The following is a 19,499-nucleotide window of genomic DNA, read 5'->3' on the forward strand; positions in this document are numbered from 1 at the left end:
ACCTTGTCAATGGCCAGGATGCTGACGCGCCGCAGCGACGCGGAGGGTTGGGTAAACATCATTGTCATTGTTCTTATAGGGTAGAGTGGTCAATCACCGGCTGGATCGTCTTATTTTTTGGCGATTGTGTCTACCCCGTGTAACAGCGGGGCTGCTCTGCAGCCCAATCGCCGGCAAGCCAGCTCCCACAAGTACTCCACAGGCCGCATGTGCGACGCCGTCCTGTGGGAGCTGGCTTGCCGGCGATTGGGCCGCGCGGCGGCCCCTTTTCAGCTCAAGGCGCCGGGTTGGGCTGCTCTTGGTGAATTGCCTCGATAACTGCCAGCAGCTCGTCGCTCAGGTTCAGATCAAGGCTCGCCAGGTTGCTGTCCAGCTGTTGCAGGCTGGTCGCGCCAATGATGTTGCTGGTCACGAACGGTTGCCGGGTGACGAACGCCAGGGCCATTTGTGCCGGGTCCAGGCCGTGCTCGCGGGCCAGTTGCACGTAACGGCTGCAGGCTGCCACGGTCTGCGGGTTGGAATAGCGGGCAAAGCGGCTGAACAGGGTCAGGCGCGCGTTGCCCGGCCGTGCGCCGTTCTCGTATTTGCCCGAGAGCATGCCGAACGCCAGCGGCGAATAGGCCAGCAGGCCGCACTGCTCGCGGATGGCCACTTCCGCCAGGCCCACCTCGAAGCTGCGGTTGAGCAGGTTGTACGGGTTCTGGATCGACACCGCCCGCGGCCAGCCTCTGCTATCAGCCAGCTGCAGAAACCTCATGGTGCCCCACGGCGTTTCGTTGGACAGGCCGATGTGGCGGATCTTGCCCGCACGCACCTGCTCGTCGAGTACCTCGAGGGTTTCTTCCAGCGGGGTGAAGTGGTCCTGGGGCAGGTGCTGGTAGCCCAGCTTGCCGAAGAAGTTGGTGCTGCGTTCCGGCCAGTGCAGCTGGTACAGGTCGATACGGTCGGTCTGCAGGCGCTTCAGGCTCTCCTCCAGCGCCGCGACGATGTGCTGGCGGTTGTGCTTGAGCTGGCCGTCACGGATGTGGCTGATGCCGTTGCCTGGGCCTGCGACCTTGCTGGCCAGCACCCAGTCGTCGCGATCACCGTTGTCGCGGAACCAGTTGCCGATGATGCGCTCGGTGGCCGCGTAGGTTTCCGGGCGGGGCGGCACCGGGTACATCTCGGCGGTGTCGATGAAGTTGACCCCGGCGGCCTTGGCCCGGGCAATCTGTTCGAAGGCTTCGGCCTGAACGTTCTGTTCGCCCCAGGTCATGGTGCCCAGGCACAGGGCGCTGACATTGAGGTCGGTACGGCCGAGCTGGCGGTATTCCATCGGTTAGACACTCCTTGGCAATAGATACCTATCAAAGCAGGTTGAAATTTTTCTCGCAATCTGGATAATTCAGCCCCTCTCCGCGTGGCGGAAGTGATGCACCATCACGCAGGAAGAACCCCGTCGAACATTGGCGTGCCCGACCCGAGCCCCCAAAAGCGTCCGTGTTCGGCTGCGCGCTTGCCCTTGGCAAGGTGTGCACTATCCAGTAAGATTCGCCGTCTATTTTTCGCTGGGCGGCCTCTGAGGCTTTAGAGAATGAAAACTTTTACTGCTAAACCGGAAACAGTAAAGCGCGAGTGGTTCGTAGTCGACGCCGCTGGCCAGACCCTGGGTCGTCTGGCTACTGAAATCGCTACCCGTCTGCGTGGCAAACACAAACCAGAATACACCCCTCACGTTGACACCGGCGACTACATCGTCGTTATCAATGCCGAGCAGGTTCGTGTGACTGGTGCCAAGTCTTCCGACAAAATGTACTACTCCCACTCCGGCTTCCCGGGCGGTATCAAGGAAATCAACTTCGAGAAGTTGATCGCCAAGGCCCCTGAGCGTGTTATCGAAACCGCGGTCAAAGGCATGCTGCCTAAGAACCCGCTGGGTCGCGACATGTACCGCAAGCTGAAAGTGTACGCGGGTGCTGCTCACCCACACACTGCTCAGCAGCCTCAAGAACTGAAGATCTAACGGGATAGTTCATTATGTCGGCGACTCAAAATTACGGCACTGGCCGTCGCAAGACCGCAACCGCTCGCGTATTCCTGCGTCCGGGTACTGGTAACATCTCCATCAACAACCGTTCTCTGGACGTGTTCTTCGGTCGCGAAACCGCTCGCATGGTTGTTCGTCAGCCACTCGAGCTGACCGAAACCGTTGAGAAGTTCGACATCTACGTCACCGTTTCCGGTGGTGGTGTCAGCGGTCAAGCCGGTGCGATCCGTCACGGTATCACCCGCGCTCTGATGGAATACGACGAAACCCTGCGTGGCGCTCTGCGTCGTGCTGGCTACGTCACCCGCGACGCTCGTGAAGTCGAGCGTAAGAAAGTGGGTCTGCGTAAAGCGCGTAAGCGTCCTCAGTACTCCAAGCGTTAATACCGCTTCGGCAGTCGAAAAAAGCCCGGTTCCTTGGAACCGGGCTTTTTTTTTGGCTTGAACTAACCTGTCAGCATGTCAGTGGCCGCTTGTCGCATAGACGCAGATCAAGCAAAGCGCGGGTTGTCGCCCTTGCCAGGGTAATCACCTTGTCAGTGTGTGGATTTGTTTCTTACCATGACGGCCAAATTTTAGTGCCATTGACACAACCTAAGTACGAGCCTGGTTCAACAGGCCAAGCAAGCTGATGGGAGAGGACTGAATGAGCAATGACGGCGTCAACGCAGGCCGGCGCCGCTTCCTCGTAGCCGCGACATCCGTGGTCGGGGCGGCGGGGGCAGTGGGGGCTGCGGTACCGTTCGTGGGGTCATGGTTTCCCAGTGCCAAGGCGAAAGCCGCGGGTGCACCGGTGAAGGTCAATATCGCCAAGGTCGAGGCCGGGCAGCAGATGGTGGCCGAGTGGCGTGGCCAGCCGGTATTCATCGTGCGGCGAACGGAGGAAATCCTCGGCAACCTGAAAAAAATCACGGGTGACCTTTCTGACCCCGAGTCCAAGGCCTCGGTGCAGCCGACCTACGTCGACCCTGAGGTTCGCTCGATCAAGCCGGAAATCCTCATTCTCGTCGGCCTGTGCACGCACCTGGGCTGTTCGCCCACCTTCCGCCCGGAAGTTGCGCCTGCTGACCTTGGTCCGAAGTGGGTAGGTGGCTATTTCTGCCCGTGCCACGGCTCCCACTACGACCTGGCTGGTCGTGTCTATAAATCGCAGCCGGCACCTCTCAACCTGCCAGTGCCGCCGCACTCTTACGAGACGGACGACATCATTGTCATCGGCGTCGATCAGGAGAACGCATGATGAGCAAGTTCATGGACTGGATTGATGCTCGCTTCCCCGCCACCAAGATGTGGGAAGACCATCTGAGCAAGTATTACGCGCCCAAGAACTTCAACTTCCTGTACTTCTTCGGTTCACTGGCATTGCTGGTGCTGGTCAATCAGATCGTCACCGGTGTATGGCTGACCATGAGCTTCACGCCCTCGGCGGAAGAGGCGTTCGCCTCGGTCGAGTACATCATGCGTGACGTGGAATACGGCTGGATCCTGCGCTACCTGCACTCCACCGGTGCGTCGGCGTTCTTCATCGTGGTCTACCTGCACATGTTCCGCGGGCTGCTCTACGGCTCCTACCAGAAGCCGCGCGAGCTGGTGTGGCTGTTCGGCATGCTGATCTACCTGGCGCTGATGGCCGAAGCATTCATGGGCTACCTGCTGCCGTGGGGCCAGATGTCGTACTGGGGTGCCCAGGTGATCATCTCGCTGTTCGGTGCCATCCCGGTGATCGGTGACGACCTCACCCAGTGGATACGTGGTGACTATCTGATTTCGGGCATCACCCTGAACCGCTTCTTCGCCCTGCATGTGGTCGCCCTGCCAATCGTGATTCTCGGCCTGGTCGTGCTGCACATTCTTGCCCTGCACGAAGTGGGTTCGAACAACCCCGATGGTGTCGACATCAAGAAGAAAAAGGACGAAAACGGCATTCCGCTGGACGGCATTCCGTTCCACCCTTACTACACCGTCAAGGATATCGTCGGTGTGGTGGTGTTCCTCTTCGTGTTCTGCGCCGTGGTGTTCTTCTTCCCGGAAATGGGCGGTTATTTCCTGGAAAAACCGAACTTCGAACAGGCCAACGCCTTCAAGACGCCAGAGCACATCGCGCCGGTGTGGTACTTCACACCGTTCTACGCCATCTTGCGTGCGGTGCCTGACAAGCTGATGGGCGTCATTGCCATGGGCGCGGCCATCGCCGTGCTGTTCGTACTGCCCTGGCTCGACCGCAGCCCGGTGCGTTCCATGCGTTACAAGGGCTGGATCAGCAAGGTCTTCCTGCTGGTGTTCTGCGTGGCCTTCGTCATCCTCGGCGTGCTGGGCGTACTGGCGCCGACACCTGGGCGTACCTTGCTGTCGCAGGTGTGCACGGTGTTGTACTTCGCCTACTTCCTGCTGATGCCGTTCTACACAAGGCTCGAGAAGACCAAACCGGTTCCGGAAAGGGTGACTGGCTGATGAAAAAGTTGATTGCAGTATTTTTGCTGGCATTGATGCCTGCCATTTCCTTCGCAGCCGAACACGGCCTGGAGCTGGACAAGGCCGATATCGACCTGAGCGACAAGGCCGCCATGCAGGACGGTGCGCGCACGTTCGCCAACTATTGCATGGGCTGCCACAGTGCCAAGTTCCAGCGTTACGAGCGGGTGGCCGATGACCTGGGCATCCCCCACGAGCTGATGCTCGAGAAGCTGGTGTTCACCGGTGCCAAGATCGGTGACCACATGCAGATCGGCATGAAGCCCAGTGACGCCAAGACCTGGTTCGGGGCTGCACCGCCCGACCTTACCCTGGTCGCCCGTGTGCGTGGTACCGATTGGCTGTACACCTACCTGCGCAGCTTCTACGAGGACCCATCGCGGCCTTACGGGGTGAACAACAAGGTATTCCCGAACGTCGGCATGCCTAACGTGCTGGTTGGCTTGCAGGGTAACCAGGTTATTGGCTGCAAGCAGGTGCAGACCGTGTCGGATGGCAAGAAGCAATTTGACCCATTGACCGGCAGCCCGATCACCCACGAAGCCTGTGACCAGCTGACCGTCACGCCGAAATCCGGTACCCTGACCACCGAGCAGTTCGACGAGAAGGTCAAGAACCTGGTGACCTTCCTGGCCTATTCGGCCAACCCGGTCAAACTGGAAAGCCAGCGCATTGGTACCTACGTGTTGCTGTACCTGGCTTTCTTCTTCGTATTCGCCTATTTGCTCAAGCGTGAATACTGGAAGGACGTGCACTGATCACGCAGTAATTTCTGGTTGTTGAACGCGCCCGGGGCGCCCTAGCAAAACAGCTAGGGTGCCCCGGGCGCGTTTTCATTTACAGTTTCACAAGCATCCCGTGCGAGGAGGCGCTAAATGGGCGCAACCAACAGGTTAGCCTGCTATTCCGATCCCGCTGATCACTACTCTCATCGGGTACGCCTGGTACTGGCCGAGAAGGGTGTCAGCGTGCAGGTCATCGATGTCGACCCCAGTCGCCTGCCGGCCAAGTTGGCCGAAGTGAACCCTTACGGCAGTGTGCCAACCCTGGTCGACCGTGACCTGGCGTTGTATGAATCGACCGTGGTGATGGAATACCTCGAGGAGCGTTACCCGCACCCGCCGCTGATGCCGGTGTACCCGGTTGCACGGGGTAACAGCCGTTTGCTGATGCACCGCATCCAGCGCGACTGGTGTGCCTTGGCCGACACCGTGCTGGACTCGCGCAGCACCGAGGCCGCCCGTGCCGAGGCGCGCAAGGCCCTGCGCGAAAGCCTCACCGGCGTCTCGCCATTGTTCGGTGAGTACGCCTGTTTCATGAGTGAGGATCAAAGCCTGGTCGATTGCTGTCTATTGCCCATACTCTGGCGTTTGCCGGTGTTGGGTATCGAATTGCCGCGGCAAGCCAAGCCGCTGCTGGATTACATGGAGCGGCAGTTTGCCCGCGAGCCTTTCCTGGCGAGCCTGTCCTCCGTAGAACGTGAAATGCGCAAGCTTTAAGGAGCTGTTGATGAACTCCAGTCGCCCCTATCTGGTTCGAGCACTGTATGAGTGGATCGTCGACAACGATTGCACGCCCCATATGCTGGTCAATGCCGAATACCCGAAAGTGCAGGTGCCGGATGGTTTCGCCAGCGATGGCCAGATCGTCCTGAATATCTCGCCAAGTGCCGTGCGCAGCCTGCACATGGATAACGAGGCGGTCAGTTTCGAGGGCCGCTTCAGTGGCGTGGCCCATTCGCTGTTTGTGCCGGTTGGCGCCATCCTGGGCATCTATGCCCGTGAAAATGGCCAGGGCATGGTCTTCGAGCTTGAGTCGTCGATGGATGACGACGAGCTGGAAGACGATGATGTGCAGCCGGACGACGATGGCCCGCCAGAAGGGGGTGGCCAGCCGCCGCGCCCAACTGGTCGACCAAGCCTGAAGGTGGTCAAGTAACAAAAAAGGCGATCCAACCGGATCGCCTTTTTCTTTGCCGCCAGCTTCAGGTTACAGGTCGCTGATGGTGCGTACCTGGTCCTTGTTGATGCGGGTGCGCTTGCCGTCGAGTTGCTGGAACTCGTAGAAGCCGGCGTCGCGGTCGTACTTCGGTGCGTCGACAGCCTGGATTTCACGGCCATCGTTGAGGGTAATCAGGCTTGGGGTGGAGCAGCCGGCCAGGGTGGCGAAAGTGCCGATCAGCAGGGCAGGCAGCAGAAGCTTAGACATGCGGTGTTTCCTGGGTTTTCTGGGAAGACAGAGGGTTGTGCGGGGCGGTGCCGGCCTCTTCGCGGGCTTGCCCGCTCCCACAGGTATCGCGCAGGTTTCGAGGCCTTTGGTATCCCTGTAGGAGCGGGCGGGCCCGCGAAGAGGCCGGCACAGGCAATCACTATTAGTCGATGTACTCGAACAGCTTGACGATCTTCTGCACGCCCGACACACCCTGCACCACTGCGGTGGCCGAGTTGGCCTCCTGCTGGGTCACCAGGCCGAGCAGGTAGACGATACCGTTCTCGGTGATCACCTTGATGCGCGAGCTGGGTACGGCGCTGTCCCCCAGCATCTGGGTCTTGATCTTGGTGGTCAGCCAGGCGTCGTTGTTGCGTGCCAGGATGGAGGAGGGCTGCATCACCTGCAGCTCGTTGTGCACTTTCTTGACGCGCTGCACCTGGCCGGCGGTCTGCTCGGCGAGGCTCTTGAGGTCGGCGCGTGGGGTCTGGCCGGCCAGCAGGACGATGCCGTTGTAGCTGCTGACAACAATGTGCGAGCCCTTGTCCAGGTCAGGGCTTGCCTTGGAAATGTTCACCGAGGCCTTGGTCTCGATCAGCGAATCGTCGATCTTGCTGCCAATGGTACGCGTACCGCGATCGTCTTCGATCGGCGAATTGCGGGTAGAGGTGAGTACCGAGCTGCAACCGGTGACGCTCAGGCACAGGGTCAGGGCCATCAGGCCGAGGCGCATAGGGGTCATTCTTCACTCCCGAACAGTTGGCTGTCGATCAGATCGCACAGGCAGTGGATCGCCAGCAGGTGGACTTCCTGGATGCGTGCGGTAACCGTCGACGGTACGCGGATTTCCACGTCTTCGGGCAGCAGCAGCGAAGCCATGCCGCCGCCGTCGCGGCCAGTCAATGCTACGACAATCATTTCGCGGTCATGTGCGGCCTGGATCGCCTGGATCACGTTGGCCGAATTGCCGCTGGTGGAGATCGCCAGCAGTACGTCGCCGGGCTGGCCCAGGGCGCGAATCTGCTTGGAAAAGACTTCGTTGTAGCTGTAGTCGTTGGCGATCGAGGTCAGGGTCGAGCTGTCGGTGGTCAGCGCGATGGCTGGCAGGCTCGGGCGCTCGCGCTCGAAACGGTTGAGCAGTTCCGACGAAAAGTGCTGGGCATCGCCGGCCGAGCCGCCGTTGCCACAGGCGAGCATCTTGCCCTCGTTGAGCAGCGCATTGACCATGACCAGGCTGGCCTGCTCGATGTGCGGTGCCAGGATGTCCATTGCCTGTTGCTTGGTATCGATGCTGGCCTGGAACAGCCGGCGAATTCGGGATTGCATGTCCATCTGGTGACCTTAAGTGGGGCGGTGGCCTTTGCTGCGCGCATCAACGACCAGCCCGCGAAACATAGAGCAAAAAAAACGAAGTGGGTTCAGCATTCGAAGGCGTTTTTCAGCCATTGAAGCGGTCTGCCTGCATGGTGGCTGCCCTGCAGGGCGACTACGTCGAAGCGGCAGGGGTGGTTGCCCCAGTGGGGCGCCTTCTGCAGGTACAGGCTGGCGGCGAGCACCAGCCGTTTCTGCTTGCGCCCGTCGATGCTGTCGAGGGCGCCACCGAAGCTCGCGTGCAACCGGTAGCGGACTTCGACGAATACTACTGTATCGGCGTCAAGCATGACCAGATCAAGCTCACCGCCTTTGCATCGCCAATTGCGCGCCAGCAGCTGCAGGCCCTGCCCTTGAAGGTACTCAAGGGCTTGGGTTTCTGCTGCTTGCCCGGCGCTGGTGGGCGACGCTTTTGCCATCAGCGTGCAGTGTCAGGCAGGCGCTTCACCTGGCCGCCGGCGAACTCGGCCCATGGCAGCTGGCGCTCGATACGCTGGTTGGCGTTGATGCTCAGGCTGCCCGAAAGGCCCTGGACGCGGTTGTCCGGCAGCGCTTTGAGCTGGCCCAGGCGCGGCGCCAGGCTGTAGGCATCGACGCCCATGGCATACAGGCGGCCCAGGCTGCCAGCGGCTTGCGGCCATTGCTGTACCACCTGCTGGCGCAGGCTGTTGCTGGTGTCGAGCAGCCAAGGCGTTTCGCAGAAGCGGATGCCGTTCATGTCGTTGTACTGGTTGACGTCACCGCTGGCGCTGTACAGGTTCGAGGTGGCGTAGACCGGTACGTCACCGGCGTACTGGAAGTTCAGGGTCGGCTTGATCTGCTGGGCCTGTTGCGGGGTCGAGGCCAGGAAGATGAAATCGATATCCTGGCGGCGCGACGGTTGTGCAGCGATGCTGCCGCCTACCGTGCTTTGCAGGCTCTTGGCGCGGCCTTCGCTCTGGCGCAGCTGGAACAGGTCGGCGATCTGCTGGGCCAGGGCAACCGGCTGGGCGATACGCTCGGCGGCGAGCAGGGTGCCGCCATTGCCTTCCCAGTCCTGGCGGAAGGCGGCCAGCACGCGGTCACCCCATTCGCCACTCGGCACCAGGGCCACGGCGCGGACCATGCCATCGGCGCGGGCGCGGCGGGCGACTTCGCGCGCTTCGTCTTCGGCAGCCAGGCCGAACTGGAACAGTTGCGGCGGGGCCTTCTGGCCGGCGTCGGCGTAGTTCAGGGCCAGGGTGGTGATCGGCAGTTGTGGCTTGGCGGCCAGTTGTTTGACCAGTGGCTTTTCAAGCGGGCCGATGACCAGTTGCACGCCGGCGGCCTGGGCCTGGCGATAGAAATCGTCCAGCGAGCCGATGCGCGAGCTGTCGAACACCTGCACCGCAGGCGCCGGCTGACCGGTTTGCTGGGCCTGGAAGTGGGCAGCCATGAAGCCGTCACGCAAGGCGCGGGCAACACCGGCCAGTGGGCCTTCCTGAGGCAGCAGCAGGGCGATCTTGGTCAGCGGTTGGCTGGCCAGTTCCTTGAGCTTGGTCAGGGCCAGCGGCAGTTGCTGGGCGGCAGGGTGGTCCGGGTGCTGCTTGACCCACGTGTCGATGGCCGCTTGCTGCTGTTCCAGGGTACCGGCGCTTTTCACGGCGAAGGCAAGGCTGGTCCAGCCGGCGAGGGTCTGGTCGTTGGTGGGCTGCTGCAGTTGCTCTGCCGGCAACGAGGCGACCAAGGCCCAGATGGCATCGTTGTTGGCGCTGGCAGCCTGGCCGCTGAGTAGCGGGGCCAGCAGCATGCGCTGTTGCGCTGCAGCCAGGGCCTGGCCGTCGGCTTCAAGGGCGGCGGCGTGCACACTGTAGGTGCGCACTTGCTGCTCTGCCGGCAGCTCTGCTACGCGTTGCAGGCTGGGGTGGGCCAGGGCGGTGAGGGCCGCCTTGGGCTGGTTGCGGCTCATGGCCAGCTCAGCCGCGAGGGTGCTGCCGAACACTTGCTGGGCCGGCTTGAGCGTGTCCAGCGGGACTTGCTCAAGAATGCGTGCGGCGCGTGGGAAGTCCTTCTGCTTGTAGGCCAGGTCGGCCGCGCTCAGGCGCAGCAGGGCAGCGTCTTCCGCAGACTTGCTGGAAGCGGCCTTTTCGAGCAGTTGCTCGATGCTGGCGTCCGGGGTGCGCGGCAGTTCGCCCAGGCTGGATGAGGGCGAGCTGGCGCAAGCTGCCAGCAGGGCAGCGAGGCAGAGGGCTGTGAGCAGCCGCAGGCAAGCGATCATGTAAAGGTCCTGTTACTCGATCAAGTTGGCCGGCAATTGTACCCAAGCACTGGCCGGGGCGCGATGTTGCTGTGCTGATCCTTCACTATAGGTGGCTTGCGGCTGATCGCCGGCGAAGTTCTTTGCGCCCTGTTGCAGGCGCTCGGGCTACAATGGCGCCTTTGATCCGAATGACAGGTGTGCGTAGTGACTGATGTGGCAGGGGCTTCGAAATCCACGGTGGGGACGCTGTATGTGGTGGCAACCCCCATCGGCAACCTCGACGACATGAGCGCCCGGGCGCTGAAGGTGCTGGCGGATGTGGCGCTGATCGCTGCCGAAGACACCCGCCATTCGATCCGCCTGCTGCAACACTTTGGCATCGACACGCCGCTGGCGGCCTGTCATGAACACAACGAGCGTGACGAGGGCGGGCGGTTTCTCACCAAGCTGCTGGCTGGCGAAAACGTGGCACTGGTTTCCGATGCCGGCACGCCGCTGATTTCCGATCCGGGCTACCACCTGGTGCGCCAGGCGCGGGCCGCGGGGGTGAGCGTAGTGCCGGTGCCGGGCGCCTGCGCGTTGATCGCCGCGCTGTCGGCGGCCGGCCTGCCGTCGGACCGTTTCATCTTCGAAGGCTTCCTGCCGGCCAAGCAGGCAGGGCGCCGGGCGCGCCTCGAGCAGGTGAAGGAAGAGCCGCGTACGTTGATTTTCTATGAAGCCCCGCACCGTATCCTGGAATGCCTTGAAGACATGGAGCTGGTATTTGGTGGCGAGCGCCCGGCACTGCTGGCGCGTGAGCTGACCAAGACCTTCGAGACCCTAAAGGGCCTGCCGCTGGCCGAACTGCGTGCGTTCGTTGCCGGCGACAGCAACCAGCAGCGCGGTGAGTGCGTGGTGCTGGTGGGCGGCTGGAGCGCGCCGGAGGGCGAGCAGGCCATCAGTGCCGAGGCCCAGCGCGTACTCGACCTGCTATTGGCCGAGTTACCATTGAAACGGGCGGCGGCGCTGGCGGCGGAAATTACCGGGGTGCGCAAGAACCTGTTGTATCAACTTGCCCTGGAAAAGCAGAAAACCGAATAGTGGCAGTTTGATATAAATGCCGGTATTGCTTGTTCTTGTGAGCGTGTGCCGGTAACCTTGGCGGCGGAGAGTCGATCGGACAGTCGCTGCCTGTTTTTGTTCCGCAACTTTTTGTTGTGCGAGCAGCAGGGGGAGGAAAGTCCGGGCTCCATAGGGCAGAGTGCCAGGTAACGCCTGGGAGGCGCGAGCCTACGGAAAGTGCCACAGAAAATAACCGCCTAAGCACTTCGGTGCCGGTAAGGGTGAAAAGGTGCGGTAAGAGCGCACCGCACGGCTGGCAACAGTTCGTGGCTAGGTAAACCCCACTCGGAGCAAGACCAAATAGGGTTTCATCAGGCGTGGCCCGCGTCGGAACCGGGTAGGTTGCTAGAGGCGTCCAGTGATGGCCGTCGTAGAGGAATGACTGTCCTCGACAAAACCCGGCTTACAGATCGACTCTCCACCTTTTCCTCCCCTGCTAGATTCGATAGCAGATCCTCTCTGGTAATACCGAAAAAATCTTACTCTTCATAAATCACTTTAACTTCGAACTCCATGTGCTTGCGTGGGTTTGATTTTTCTCGTGTTTTCTTCCCCTCGGTAATCGTTCCACATTCCCTTATCGCGCTAAATCTCGGTCCTGTAAGGCTTTTCCTTATGAACGTGCCTTGACGGTGCTGCGGGCGGATTCCTATAGTGTGCGCAAGTGGCAGAAAGTGGGATGAAGTGGGTTTTCTGGCACAAAAAAGCTAACATTGTGGGGAATCGCAGCCGTGTTCCGCGGAGCCAACGCCGTCAGCCTCGATGCCAAGGGACGTCTCGCCATGCCGAGCCGGTACCGTGACGAGCTCGATTCGCGTTGCAATGGCCAGCTGATCGTGACCATTGACGCCGTTGACCCCTGCTTGTGCGTATACCCCCTCGATGAGTGGGAACAGATAGAAGCCAAGTTGCGTGCCTTGCCATCGTTGCGTGAGGAAAACCGCCGTTTGCAGCGCTTGCTGATCGGTAATGCGGTTGACCTGGAGCTCGATGGCAGTGGGCGTTTCCTGGTGCCGCCCCGCCTGCGTGAGTACGCCAAGCTCGACAAGAAGGCGATGCTGGTGGGGCAACTGAACAAATTCCAGCTGTGGGATGAAGATGCCTGGAACACGGTTTCGGCAGCCGACCTTGCAGCTATTCAACAACCGGGCGCCATGCCCGACGAATTGCGTGACCTGATCCTGTGACCATAGATAGCGGCTTCAACCACATTACCGTCCTGCTCGACGAAGCTGTCGAGGCATTGGCCATGCGCGCCGACGGTTGCTATCTGGACGGCACCTTCGGCCGTGGCGGACACAGCCGGCTGATTCTCAGCAAGCTCGGGCCGCAAGGGCGGCTGCTGGGCTTCGACAAAGATCCACAGGCGATTGCCACGGGGCAAGCGCTGGCGGCCGAAGACGGCCGCTTTGTCATTGTGCAGCGCAGCTTTGCCGAGCTGGGTGCAGAAGTGGCCGAGCGCGGCCTGCACGGCAAGGTCAGCGGTGTACTGCTGGACCTGGGCGTGTCCTCCCCGCAACTGGATGACCCCGAGCGTGGCTTCAGCTTCCTCAATGATGGCCCGCTGGACATGCGCATGAACCCGGACCAGGGCATCAGTGCCGCCGAGTTCATCGCCACGGCGCCTGTGGAAGAAATCGCCCGCGTCTTCAAAGAGTACGGTGAAGAGCGCTTCTCCGGCCGCATGGCGCGTGCCGTGGTCGAGCGCCGTGAAAAGGAGCCGTTCACCCGTACCGCCGACCTGGCGGAAGTGCTGAAGGTTGCCAACCCTGCCTGGGAAAAAGGCAAGAACCCGGCTACCCGCGCCTTCCAGGGGCTGCGGATCCATGTCAACAACGAACTGGGTGACCTGGAGGCTGGCCTCGAGGCCGCACTCGATGCACTCGAGGTCGGTGGTCGCCTGGCAGTGATCAGTTTCCACTCGCTCGAGGACCGTATCGTCAAGCTGTTCATGCGCAAGCTGGTCAAGGGTGAGGCCGACAACCTGCCACGCAACCTGCCGGTACAGCACAAGGTCTTCGAACCGAAAATCAAGCTCATCGGCAAGGCCCAGTTCGCCTCCGAAGCCGAGCTCAAGGCCAACCCGCGGTCGCGTAGCGCCGTGATGCGTGTGGCGGAGAAGCTGCGGTGAGCAGGCTGTTCGCCAAGCCTTTGCCAGGCGGAAGCTTCCTGATGCTTCTGCTGTTTGTCGGCGTGCTGGTTTCGGCCGTCGCCGTGTCCTATAGCGCGCACTGGAACCGTCAGTTGCTCAACACCCTTTACGGCGAGTTGAGCGAACGTGACAAGGCCCAGGCCGAGTGGGGCCGGCTGATTCTCGAGCAGAGCACCTGGACCGCCGCCAGCCGTATCGAAAACCTGGCTTCCGAGCAGTTGAAGATGCGCGTGCCTTCGGCTGACGAAGTGCGGATGGTGGCGCCATGATGAAGCTCGAAGGCGCACTCTACCCGTGGCGCTTCCGCGTGGTGATCGGCTTGCTGGCCATCATGGTCGGCGCCATCTGCTGGCGCATCATCGACCTGCAGGTGGTAGACCGTGACTTCCTCAAGGGCCAGGGCGATGCGCGCAGCCTGCGTCACATCCCTATCCCGGCGCACCGCGGCCTGATTACCGATCGCAACGGTGAGCCATTGGCCGTGAGTACCCCGGTCACCACCCTGTGGGCCAACCCCAAGGAAATGCAGGCGTCCAAAGACCGCTGGCCACAGCTGGCAGCAGCGTTGGGGCAGAACCCGCAGCAACTGGTCGAGCGCCTGACCGCGCAGGCCAGCAAGGAATTCATCTACCTGGTCCGCGGCCTGACCCCGGAGCAGGGCCAGCACGTGCTCGACCTGAAAGTGCCCGGTGTGTACGGCCTGGAAGAATTCCGCCGCTTCTACCCGGCGGGTGATGTCACCGCGCACATGGTCGGCTTCACCGACCTCGACGACCACGGTCGCGAAGGGGTGGAGCTGGCCTATGACGAATGGCTGGCCGGCGTGCCCGGCAAGCGCCAGGTGATCAAGGACCGGCGTGGCCGGCTGATCAAGGACATCCAGGTAACCAAGAACGCCAAGGCCGGCAAGACCTTGGCGTTGTCGATAGACCTGCGCCTGCAATACCTGGCTACCCGCGAGCTGCGCAACGCCATTGCCGAACAGGACGCCAAGGCTGGCAGCCTGGTGATCATGGACGTCAAGACCGGTGAAGTGTTGGCCATGGTCAACCAGCCAACCTACAACCCGAACAACCGCCGCAGCATGTTCCCGGCAGCCATGCGCAACCGGGCGATCATCGACGTGTTCGAACCCGGTTCCACTGTAAAGCCGATTTCCATGAGTGCGGCATTGCAGAGCGGCCGCTGGAAGCCGACCGACAAGGTCGAGGTGTACCCGGGCAGCCTGCAGATCGGCCGCTACACCATCAAGGACGTGTCGCGCAGCGAGGGCCCGATCCTCGACCTGACCGGCATCCTGATCAACTCCAGTAACGTCGGCATGAGCAAGATCGCCTTCGACATCGGCGGCGAGGCCATCTACCGGGTCATGTCCCAGGTCGGCCTGGGTCAGTACACCGGCCTTGGCTTCCCGGGCGAGCGTGTCGGCAACCTGCCCAACCACCGCGAGTGGCGCAAGGCCGAGACCGCGACCCTTTCGTACGGTTACGGCCTGTCGGTGACCGCCCTGCAGCTGGTGCATGCCTACGCGGCGCTGGCCAACGACGGCAAGATGGTGCCGCTGTCGATCATCAAGGTCGACAAGGCGCCGGAAGCCGTGCAGGCCATCCCGAAGGAAACCGCCGAAACCGTACAGGGCATGCTGCAGCAGGTGATTGAAGCGCCGCGTGGCGTGTTCCGTGCCCAGGTGCCGTTCTATCACGTGGCCGGCAAGTCCGGTACCGCGCGTAAAGCCACCGTGGGTTCCAAGGGTTACACCGAAAACGCCTACCGCTCGCTGTTTGCCGGCTTCGGGCCAATGAGCGACCCGCGCTACGCGATCGTCGTGGTCATCGACGAGCCGGGCAAGGGCGGTTACTTCGGTGGCCTGGTTTCGGCGCCGGTCTTCAGCAAGGTCATGTCCGGCACCCTGCGTTTGATGAACGTGCCGCCAGACAACCTGCCGCCACCAGCACCCGCAGCACCCGCCGTGCAATCACAGGTCAATGCAGCAGCCGCCAAGGGAGGGCGTGGATGATGACAATGCCATTAAGCAAACTTTTCGCTCACGCCAGCCGTGACCCGCTGATTCGTGAACTGACCCTGGACAGCCGTAATGTACGCCCGGGCGATCTGTTCCTGGCCGTGCCGGGTGCCAAGGTCGATGGCCGCGAGCATATCGCCGACGCCTTGGCCCGTGGCGCTGCCGCTGTGGCTTATGAAGAGCAGGGCGCCAACGTGCTGCCGCTGACCGACGTGCCGCTGATTCCGGTCAAAGGCCTGATCGCCCAGCTGTCGGACATCGCTGGCCGTTTTTATGGCGAACCTAGCCGCCAGTTGAACCTGGTGGGTGTGACCGGTACCAACGGCAAGACCAGCGTTACCCAATTGGTGGCCCAGGCGCTTGACGTGCTCGGCCAGCGCTGCGGCCTTATTGGCACCTTGGGTACCGGTTTCTACGGTGACCTGCAGAGCGGTCGGCTAACCACGCCAGACCCGATTGCCGTACAGTCGACCCTTTACGATCTGAAAAAGCAGGGCGCCAAGGCCGTGGCCATGGAGGTTTCCTCCCACGCCCTGGAGCAAGGGCGTGTCGCCGCATTGGCGTTCGACATCGCGGTCATGACCAACCTGTCCCGTGATCACCTGGACTACCACGGCAGCATGCAGGCCTATGAAGCGGCCAAGGCCAAGCTGTTCGCCTGGCCGAACCTGCGTTGCCAGGTGGTCAACCTGGATGACGACTTTGGTCGTCGCCTGGCCGAAGACTTTGCTCGCCGCCCGAGTGTCGATCTTGTCGAAACCCGGCTGCTCAGCTACAGCCTGGAAAACCCGGATGCCTCGCTGTTCTGCCGCGAAGCCGAGTTCAGCGACGATGGCGTGCGCGCCACGCTGGTCACCGCTCAAGGGGAGCGCACCCTGCGCAGCCAGCTGCTGGGCCGCTTCAACCTGAGCAACATGCTGGCTGCCGTGGCAACCCTGCTGGCGCTGGATTACGCGCTGGACGAAATCCTGGAGGTCACCCCGCGACTGCAAGGGCCGGTAGGCCGCATGCAGCGCCTGGGTGGCGGCAAAAAGCCGCTGGTGGTGGTCGACTACGCGCACACCCCGGACGCCCTGGAAAAAGTACTTGAAGCCCTGCGCCCGCATGCTCACGGCAAACTGCTGTGCCTGTTCGGCTGCGGCGGCGACCGTGACCGCGGCAAGCGTCCATTGATGGCCGAAGTGGCCGAGCGTCTGGCCGACCGCGTGTTGGTCACCGACGACAACCCGCGCACCGAAGACCCGCTGCACATCTTCGATGACATCCGCCCCGGTTTCACCAAGCCTGACGACGTCGAGTTCGTCGCCGGCCGTGGCGAAGCCATTGCGCATCTGATCGCCTGCGCCGCTGCCAACGACGTGATCGTGCTGGCCGGCAAGGGGCATGAGGATTACCAGGAGATCAATGGCGAGCGCCATGACTTCTCCGACCTGATCGAAGCCGAGAAGGCCCTTGCAGCCTGGGAGGCTCCACATGCTTAAGCCGATGACACTCAGCCAGCTGACCACAGCACTGAGTGGTCAGCAAATCGGTGCCGACGCCACCTTCACCGGTGTCAGCATCGACAGCCGCAGCGTCAGCGCCGGGCAACTGTTCGTTGCCTTGGCCGGCCCGCGTTTCGATGGCCATGACTACCTGGCTGACGTTAAAGCCAATGGCGCAGCTGCTGCGCTGGTCGAGCGAGAAGTGGCCGGTGTCGACCTGCCGCAACTGCTGGTCAAGGATTGCCGGGTGGCACTGGGGCAGCTCGGCGCACTGAACCGCGCCGCTTTCGACAAGCCCGTGGTGGCCATTACCGGTTCCAGTGGCAAGACCACGGTCAAGGAAATGCTTGCCAGCATCCTGCGTACCCGTGGCCTGGTGCACGCCACCCGCGGCAACCTGAACAACGACCTCGGCGCGCCGCTGACCTTGCTGGAGATCGCCCCGGAGCACAGCGCCGCAGTGATCGAGCTGGGCGCTTCGCGCATTGGCGAAATCCGCTACACCGTCGGCCTGACCCAACCTCAGGTGGTCATCATCAATAACGCCGGTACCGCCCACGTTGGCGAATTCGGCGGCCCGGAGAAAATCGTCGAAGCCAAGGGCGAGATTCTCGAAGGGCTGGGCGAGGGCGGTATCGCCATCCTCAACCTGGCCGACAAGGCGTTCGATGTCTGGCACAAACGTGCCGGCAGCCACCGCATCTTTACGTTTGCACTGGATAACCCGCAGGCGGATTTCCACGCCAGCGATATCGGTCGCGACGCCCGGGGCTGCCCATCGTTCACCCTGCACGGGCCTGATGGCAGCGTACCGGTGCAGCTGAACCTGCTGGGTACCCACAACGTCAGCAACGCCCTGGCTGCCGCCGCCGCTGCGCATGCCGTTGGTCTGAGCCTGAGTGGCATTGCTGCCGGCCTGGCTGCCGTGCAGCCGGTCAAGGGCCGCACCGTGGCACAGATCGCGCCGAATGGTGTGCGGGTAATTGACGACAGTTACAACGCAAATCCCACCTCCATGTGCGCGGCCATTGATATACTCGCCGGCTTTTCCGGACGCACCGTCCTGGTGCTTGGGGATATCGGCGAATTGGGGCAATGGGCGGAAGAAGGCCACCGTCAGGTGGGTGATTACGCGCGTGGCAAGGTCGACGCCCTGTACGCAGTGGGTTCCAACATGACACATGCGGTCAAGGCGTTCGGCGCCAATGGCCGTCATTTCGCTACTCAAGCTGAGCTGATCGACGCGGTTAGCGCCGAAAATGCCAGCGACACCACTATCTTGATCAAGGGCTCGCGCAGCGCTGCGATGGAAAACGTCGTGGCGGCATTGTGCGGTGCCAGCGGGGAGAAACATTAATGCTGCTGCTGTTGGCCGAGTATCTGCAACAGTTCCACAAAGGCTTCGCGGTCTTCCAGTACCTGTCCCTGCGCGGGATTCTTGGTGTACTGACCGCGTTGTCCCTGGCGCTGTGGCTGGGGCCGTGGATGATCCGTACCCTGCAAATTCGCCAGATCGGCCAAGCCGTACGTAACGACGGCCCGCAATCGCACCTGTCCAAGTCCGGCACCCCGACCATGGGTGGTGCACTGATTCTGTCGGCCATCGCCATCAGCACGCTGCTGTGGGCTGATCTGTCCAACCGCTACGTGTGGGTGGTGCTGATCGTTACCCTGGCATTCGGCGCGATCGGCTGGGTTGACGACTACCGCAAGGTGATCGAAAAGAACTCCCGTGGGCTGCCAAGCCGCTGGAAGTACTTCTGGCAGTCGGTGTTCGGCCTGGCTGCGGCCGTGTTCCTGTACAAGACCGCGCCGACCAGTGTCGAAACCACGCTGATCCTGCCGTTCATCAAGGATGTCACCATCCCGCTGGGCGTCGGCTTCGTCGTATTGACCTACTTCGTCATCGTCGGCTCCAGCAACGCGGTCAACCTTACCGATGGCCTCGACGGCCTGGCAATCATGCCGACGGTGATGGTCGGCGGCGCCCTGGGCATCTTCTGCTACCTGTCGGGTAACGTGAAGTTCGCCGAATACCTGTTGATCCCTTACGTCCCGGGCTCGGGCGAGCTGATCGTGTTCTGTGGCGCGCTGATCGGTGCCGGCCTGGGCTTCCTGTGGTTCAACACCTACCCGGCACAAGTCTTCATGGGTGACGTCGGCGCGCTGGCGCTGGGCGCCGCGCTGGGCACCATCGCCGTGATCGTCCGCCAGGAAATCGTGCTGTTCATCATGGGCGGCATCTTCGTTGTGGAAACCCTGTCGGTGGTGATCCAGGTCGCCTCCTTCAAGCTGACCGGCAAGCGCGTGTTCCGCATGGCGCCGATCCACCACCATTTTGAACTCAAGGGCTGGCCAGAGCCTCGGGTGATCGTCCGCTTCTGGATCATCACCGTGATTCTGGTGCTGATTGGCCTTGCAACCCTGAAACTGAGGTAGATGAGC

21 protein-coding genes and 1 other RNA gene are annotated in these 19,499 nt (G+C 61.9%); 16 read left to right on the top strand and 6 right to left on the bottom strand.

All coding sequences use genetic code 11. The features are described from left to right. Positions 1-274: 274 nt before the first annotated feature. On the bottom strand, positions 275-1,315 hold the full coding sequence (locus tag ABOC32_RS07950) for an NADP(H)-dependent aldo-keto reductase (protein WP_426810659.1): 1,041 nt from the start codon (positions 1,313-1,315) through the stop codon (positions 275-277). 258 nt (positions 1,316-1,573) lie between these two features. Between ABOC32_RS07950 and rplM the strand changes: the two genes are divergently transcribed. The 7 genes from rplM (at position 1,574) to ABOC32_RS07985 (ending at position 6,435) form a co-directional block, all read left to right on the top strand. Then, positions 1,574-2,002, top strand: a complete 429-nt coding sequence (gene rplM / locus ABOC32_RS07955) for a 50S ribosomal protein L13 (protein WP_003251819.1) — start codon at positions 1,574-1,576, stop codon at positions 2,000-2,002. 14 nt (positions 2,003-2,016) lie between these two features. Then, positions 2,017-2,409: a 30S ribosomal protein S9 gene (gene rpsI / locus ABOC32_RS07960; protein ID WP_003260797.1), complete on the top strand. Its 393-nt coding sequence runs from the start codon at positions 2,017-2,019 to the stop codon at positions 2,407-2,409. Positions 2,410-2,671: 262 nt separating this feature from the next. Then, positions 2,672-3,265 carry a ubiquinol-cytochrome c reductase iron-sulfur subunit gene (gene petA / locus ABOC32_RS07965; protein WP_043198014.1) on the top strand — a complete coding sequence of 198 codons (594 nt, stop codon included), beginning with the start codon at positions 2,672-2,674 and terminating at the stop codon, positions 3,263-3,265. Then, on the top strand, positions 3,265-4,476 hold the full coding sequence (locus ABOC32_RS07970) for a cytochrome b (protein ID WP_003251825.1): 1,212 nt from the start codon (positions 3,265-3,267) through the stop codon (positions 4,474-4,476). The genes petA and ABOC32_RS07970 overlap by 1 nt, the downstream gene beginning before the upstream one ends. Continuing rightward, positions 4,476-5,255, top strand: a complete 780-nt coding sequence (locus ABOC32_RS07975) for a cytochrome c1 (RefSeq protein WP_426810660.1) — start codon at positions 4,476-4,478, stop codon at positions 5,253-5,255. The genes ABOC32_RS07970 and ABOC32_RS07975 overlap by 1 nt, the downstream gene beginning before the upstream one ends. A gap of 117 nt (positions 5,256-5,372) precedes the next feature. Beyond that, positions 5,373-5,996, top strand: a complete 624-nt coding sequence (locus ABOC32_RS07980) for a glutathione S-transferase N-terminal domain-containing protein (protein ID WP_086975373.1) — start codon at positions 5,373-5,375, stop codon at positions 5,994-5,996. Between the two features lie 10 nt (positions 5,997-6,006). Continuing rightward, positions 6,007-6,435: a ClpXP protease specificity-enhancing factor gene (locus tag ABOC32_RS07985; RefSeq protein WP_426810661.1), complete on the top strand. Its 429-nt coding sequence runs from the start codon at positions 6,007-6,009 to the stop codon at positions 6,433-6,435. Positions 6,436-6,486: 51 nt separating this feature from the next. Here the strand turns inward: ABOC32_RS07985 and ABOC32_RS07990 are convergent, their stop codons facing one another. The 5 genes from ABOC32_RS07990 to ABOC32_RS08010 form a co-directional block, all read right to left on the bottom strand. Beyond that, a complete protein-coding gene (locus ABOC32_RS07990) occupies positions 6,487-6,705 on the bottom strand; it encodes a YgdI/YgdR family lipoprotein (RefSeq protein ID WP_043198021.1) in 219 nt (72 codons plus the stop codon). Positions 6,706-6,868: 163 nt separating this feature from the next. Next, positions 6,869-7,447, bottom strand: a complete 579-nt coding sequence (locus tag ABOC32_RS07995; RefSeq protein ID WP_197888787.1) for a BON domain-containing protein — start codon at positions 7,445-7,447, stop codon at positions 6,869-6,871. Beyond that, complete coding sequence (locus ABOC32_RS08000) at positions 7,444-8,037, bottom strand: phosphoheptose isomerase (RefSeq protein ID WP_012274070.1); 594 nt, start codon at positions 8,035-8,037, stop codon at positions 7,444-7,446. The genes ABOC32_RS07995 and ABOC32_RS08000 overlap by 4 nt, the downstream gene beginning before the upstream one ends. An 86-nt stretch (positions 8,038-8,123) precedes the next feature. Further along, positions 8,124-8,495: a YraN family protein gene (locus tag ABOC32_RS08005; protein WP_426810662.1), complete on the bottom strand. Its 372-nt coding sequence runs from the start codon at positions 8,493-8,495 to the stop codon at positions 8,124-8,126. Continuing rightward, a complete protein-coding gene (locus ABOC32_RS08010) occupies positions 8,495-10,312 on the bottom strand; it encodes a penicillin-binding protein activator (protein WP_426810663.1) in 1,818 nt (605 codons plus the stop codon). Before ABOC32_RS08010 ends, ABOC32_RS08005 begins: the two co-directional genes overlap by 1 nt. A 186-nt stretch (positions 10,313-10,498) precedes the next feature. On the opposite strand from ABOC32_RS08010, the gene rsmI reads away from it, so the two are divergent. The 9 genes from rsmI to mraY all read left to right on the top strand — a co-directional run bounded on the left by rsmI (position 10,499) and on the right by mraY (position 19,493). Beyond that, positions 10,499-11,374 carry a 16S rRNA (cytidine(1402)-2'-O)-methyltransferase gene (gene rsmI / locus ABOC32_RS08015; RefSeq protein WP_306378438.1) on the top strand — a complete coding sequence of 292 codons (876 nt, stop codon included), beginning with the start codon at positions 10,499-10,501 and terminating at the stop codon, positions 11,372-11,374. A 67-nt stretch (positions 11,375-11,441) separates the two neighbouring features. Further along, an RNA gene (gene rnpB / locus ABOC32_RS08020) (RNase P RNA component class A) lies at positions 11,442-11,817 on the top strand. Between the two features lie 309 nt (positions 11,818-12,126). Beyond that, positions 12,127-12,582, top strand: coding sequence for a division/cell wall cluster transcriptional repressor MraZ (gene mraZ / locus ABOC32_RS08025; protein ID WP_019439042.1), 456 nt, complete (start codon positions 12,127-12,129; stop codon positions 12,580-12,582). Then, positions 12,579-13,526: a 16S rRNA (cytosine(1402)-N(4))-methyltransferase RsmH gene (rsmH, locus tag ABOC32_RS08030; protein ID WP_426810664.1), complete on the top strand. Its 948-nt coding sequence runs from the start codon at positions 12,579-12,581 to the stop codon at positions 13,524-13,526. Before mraZ ends, rsmH begins: the two co-directional genes overlap by 4 nt. Continuing rightward, positions 13,523-13,816, top strand: coding sequence for a cell division protein FtsL (ftsL, locus tag ABOC32_RS08035; protein ID WP_043198029.1), 294 nt, complete (start codon positions 13,523-13,525; stop codon positions 13,814-13,816). The genes rsmH and ftsL overlap by 4 nt, the downstream gene beginning before the upstream one ends. After that, entirely contained in the window at positions 13,816-15,564 is a 1,749-nt protein-coding gene (locus ABOC32_RS08040; RefSeq protein WP_176393830.1) for a peptidoglycan D,D-transpeptidase FtsI family protein, read from the top strand. The genes ftsL and ABOC32_RS08040 overlap by 1 nt, the downstream gene beginning before the upstream one ends. Continuing rightward, entirely contained in the window at positions 15,561-17,051 is a 1,491-nt protein-coding gene (locus ABOC32_RS08045) for a UDP-N-acetylmuramoyl-L-alanyl-D-glutamate--2,6-diaminopimelate ligase (RefSeq protein ID WP_426810665.1), read from the top strand. Before ABOC32_RS08040 ends, ABOC32_RS08045 begins: the two co-directional genes overlap by 4 nt. Continuing rightward, positions 17,044-18,411: a UDP-N-acetylmuramoyl-tripeptide--D-alanyl-D-alanine ligase gene (locus ABOC32_RS08050; RefSeq protein ID WP_426810666.1), complete on the top strand. Its 1,368-nt coding sequence runs from the start codon at positions 17,044-17,046 to the stop codon at positions 18,409-18,411. The genes ABOC32_RS08045 and ABOC32_RS08050 overlap by 8 nt, the downstream gene beginning before the upstream one ends. Continuing rightward, the gene (gene mraY, locus ABOC32_RS08055) at positions 18,411-19,493 is read left to right on the top strand and encodes a phospho-N-acetylmuramoyl-pentapeptide-transferase (protein WP_016498046.1); all 1,083 of its coding nucleotides are present in this window, start codon (positions 18,411-18,413) and stop codon (positions 19,491-19,493) included. The genes ABOC32_RS08050 and mraY overlap by 1 nt, the downstream gene beginning before the upstream one ends. Positions 19,494-19,499: the final 6 nt, after the last annotated feature.

The sequence above is a fragment of the Pseudomonas sp. WOUb67 genome (assembly GCF_050058005.1).
Taxonomy (GTDB): Bacteria; Pseudomonadota; Gammaproteobacteria; order Pseudomonadales; family Pseudomonadaceae; genus Aquipseudomonas; species Aquipseudomonas putida_R.

Coding starts and splice junctions, on each gene's coding strand:
- ABOC32_RS07950 (WP_426810659.1), bottom strand. CDS start 1,315: ATGGAATACCGCCAGCTCGGCCGTACCGACCTCAATGTCAGCGCCCTG.
- rplM (WP_003251819.1), top strand. CDS start 1,574: ATGAAAACTTTTACTGCTAAACCGGAAACAGTAAAGCGCGAGTGGTTC.
- rpsI (WP_003260797.1), top strand. CDS start 2,017: ATGTCGGCGACTCAAAATTACGGCACTGGCCGTCGCAAGACCGCAACC.
- petA (WP_043198014.1), top strand. CDS start 2,672: ATGAGCAATGACGGCGTCAACGCAGGCCGGCGCCGCTTCCTCGTAGCC.
- ABOC32_RS07970 (WP_003251825.1), top strand. CDS start 3,265: ATGAGCAAGTTCATGGACTGGATTGATGCTCGCTTCCCCGCCACCAAG.
- ABOC32_RS07975 (WP_426810660.1), top strand. CDS start 4,476: ATGAAAAAGTTGATTGCAGTATTTTTGCTGGCATTGATGCCTGCCATT.
- ABOC32_RS07980 (WP_086975373.1), top strand. CDS start 5,373: ATGGGCGCAACCAACAGGTTAGCCTGCTATTCCGATCCCGCTGATCAC.
- ABOC32_RS07985 (WP_426810661.1), top strand. CDS start 6,007: ATGAACTCCAGTCGCCCCTATCTGGTTCGAGCACTGTATGAGTGGATC.
- ABOC32_RS07990 (WP_043198021.1), bottom strand. CDS start 6,705: ATGTCTAAGCTTCTGCTGCCTGCCCTGCTGATCGGCACTTTCGCCACC.
- ABOC32_RS07995 (WP_197888787.1), bottom strand. CDS start 7,447: ATGACCCCTATGCGCCTCGGCCTGATGGCCCTGACCCTGTGCCTGAGC.
- ABOC32_RS08000 (WP_012274070.1), bottom strand. CDS start 8,037: ATGGACATGCAATCCCGAATTCGCCGGCTGTTCCAGGCCAGCATCGAT.
- ABOC32_RS08005 (WP_426810662.1), bottom strand. CDS start 8,495: ATGGCAAAAGCGTCGCCCACCAGCGCCGGGCAAGCAGCAGAAACCCAA.
- ABOC32_RS08010 (WP_426810663.1), bottom strand. CDS start 10,312: ATGATCGCTTGCCTGCGGCTGCTCACAGCCCTCTGCCTCGCTGCCCTG.
- ABOC32_RS08040 (WP_176393830.1), top strand. CDS start 13,816: ATGAAGCTCGAAGGCGCACTCTACCCGTGGCGCTTCCGCGTGGTGATC.
- ABOC32_RS08045 (WP_426810665.1), top strand. CDS start 15,561: ATGATGACAATGCCATTAAGCAAACTTTTCGCTCACGCCAGCCGTGAC.
- ABOC32_RS08050 (WP_426810666.1), top strand. CDS start 17,044: ATGCTTAAGCCGATGACACTCAGCCAGCTGACCACAGCACTGAGTGGT.
- mraY (WP_016498046.1), top strand. CDS start 18,411: ATGCTGCTGCTGTTGGCCGAGTATCTGCAACAGTTCCACAAAGGCTTC.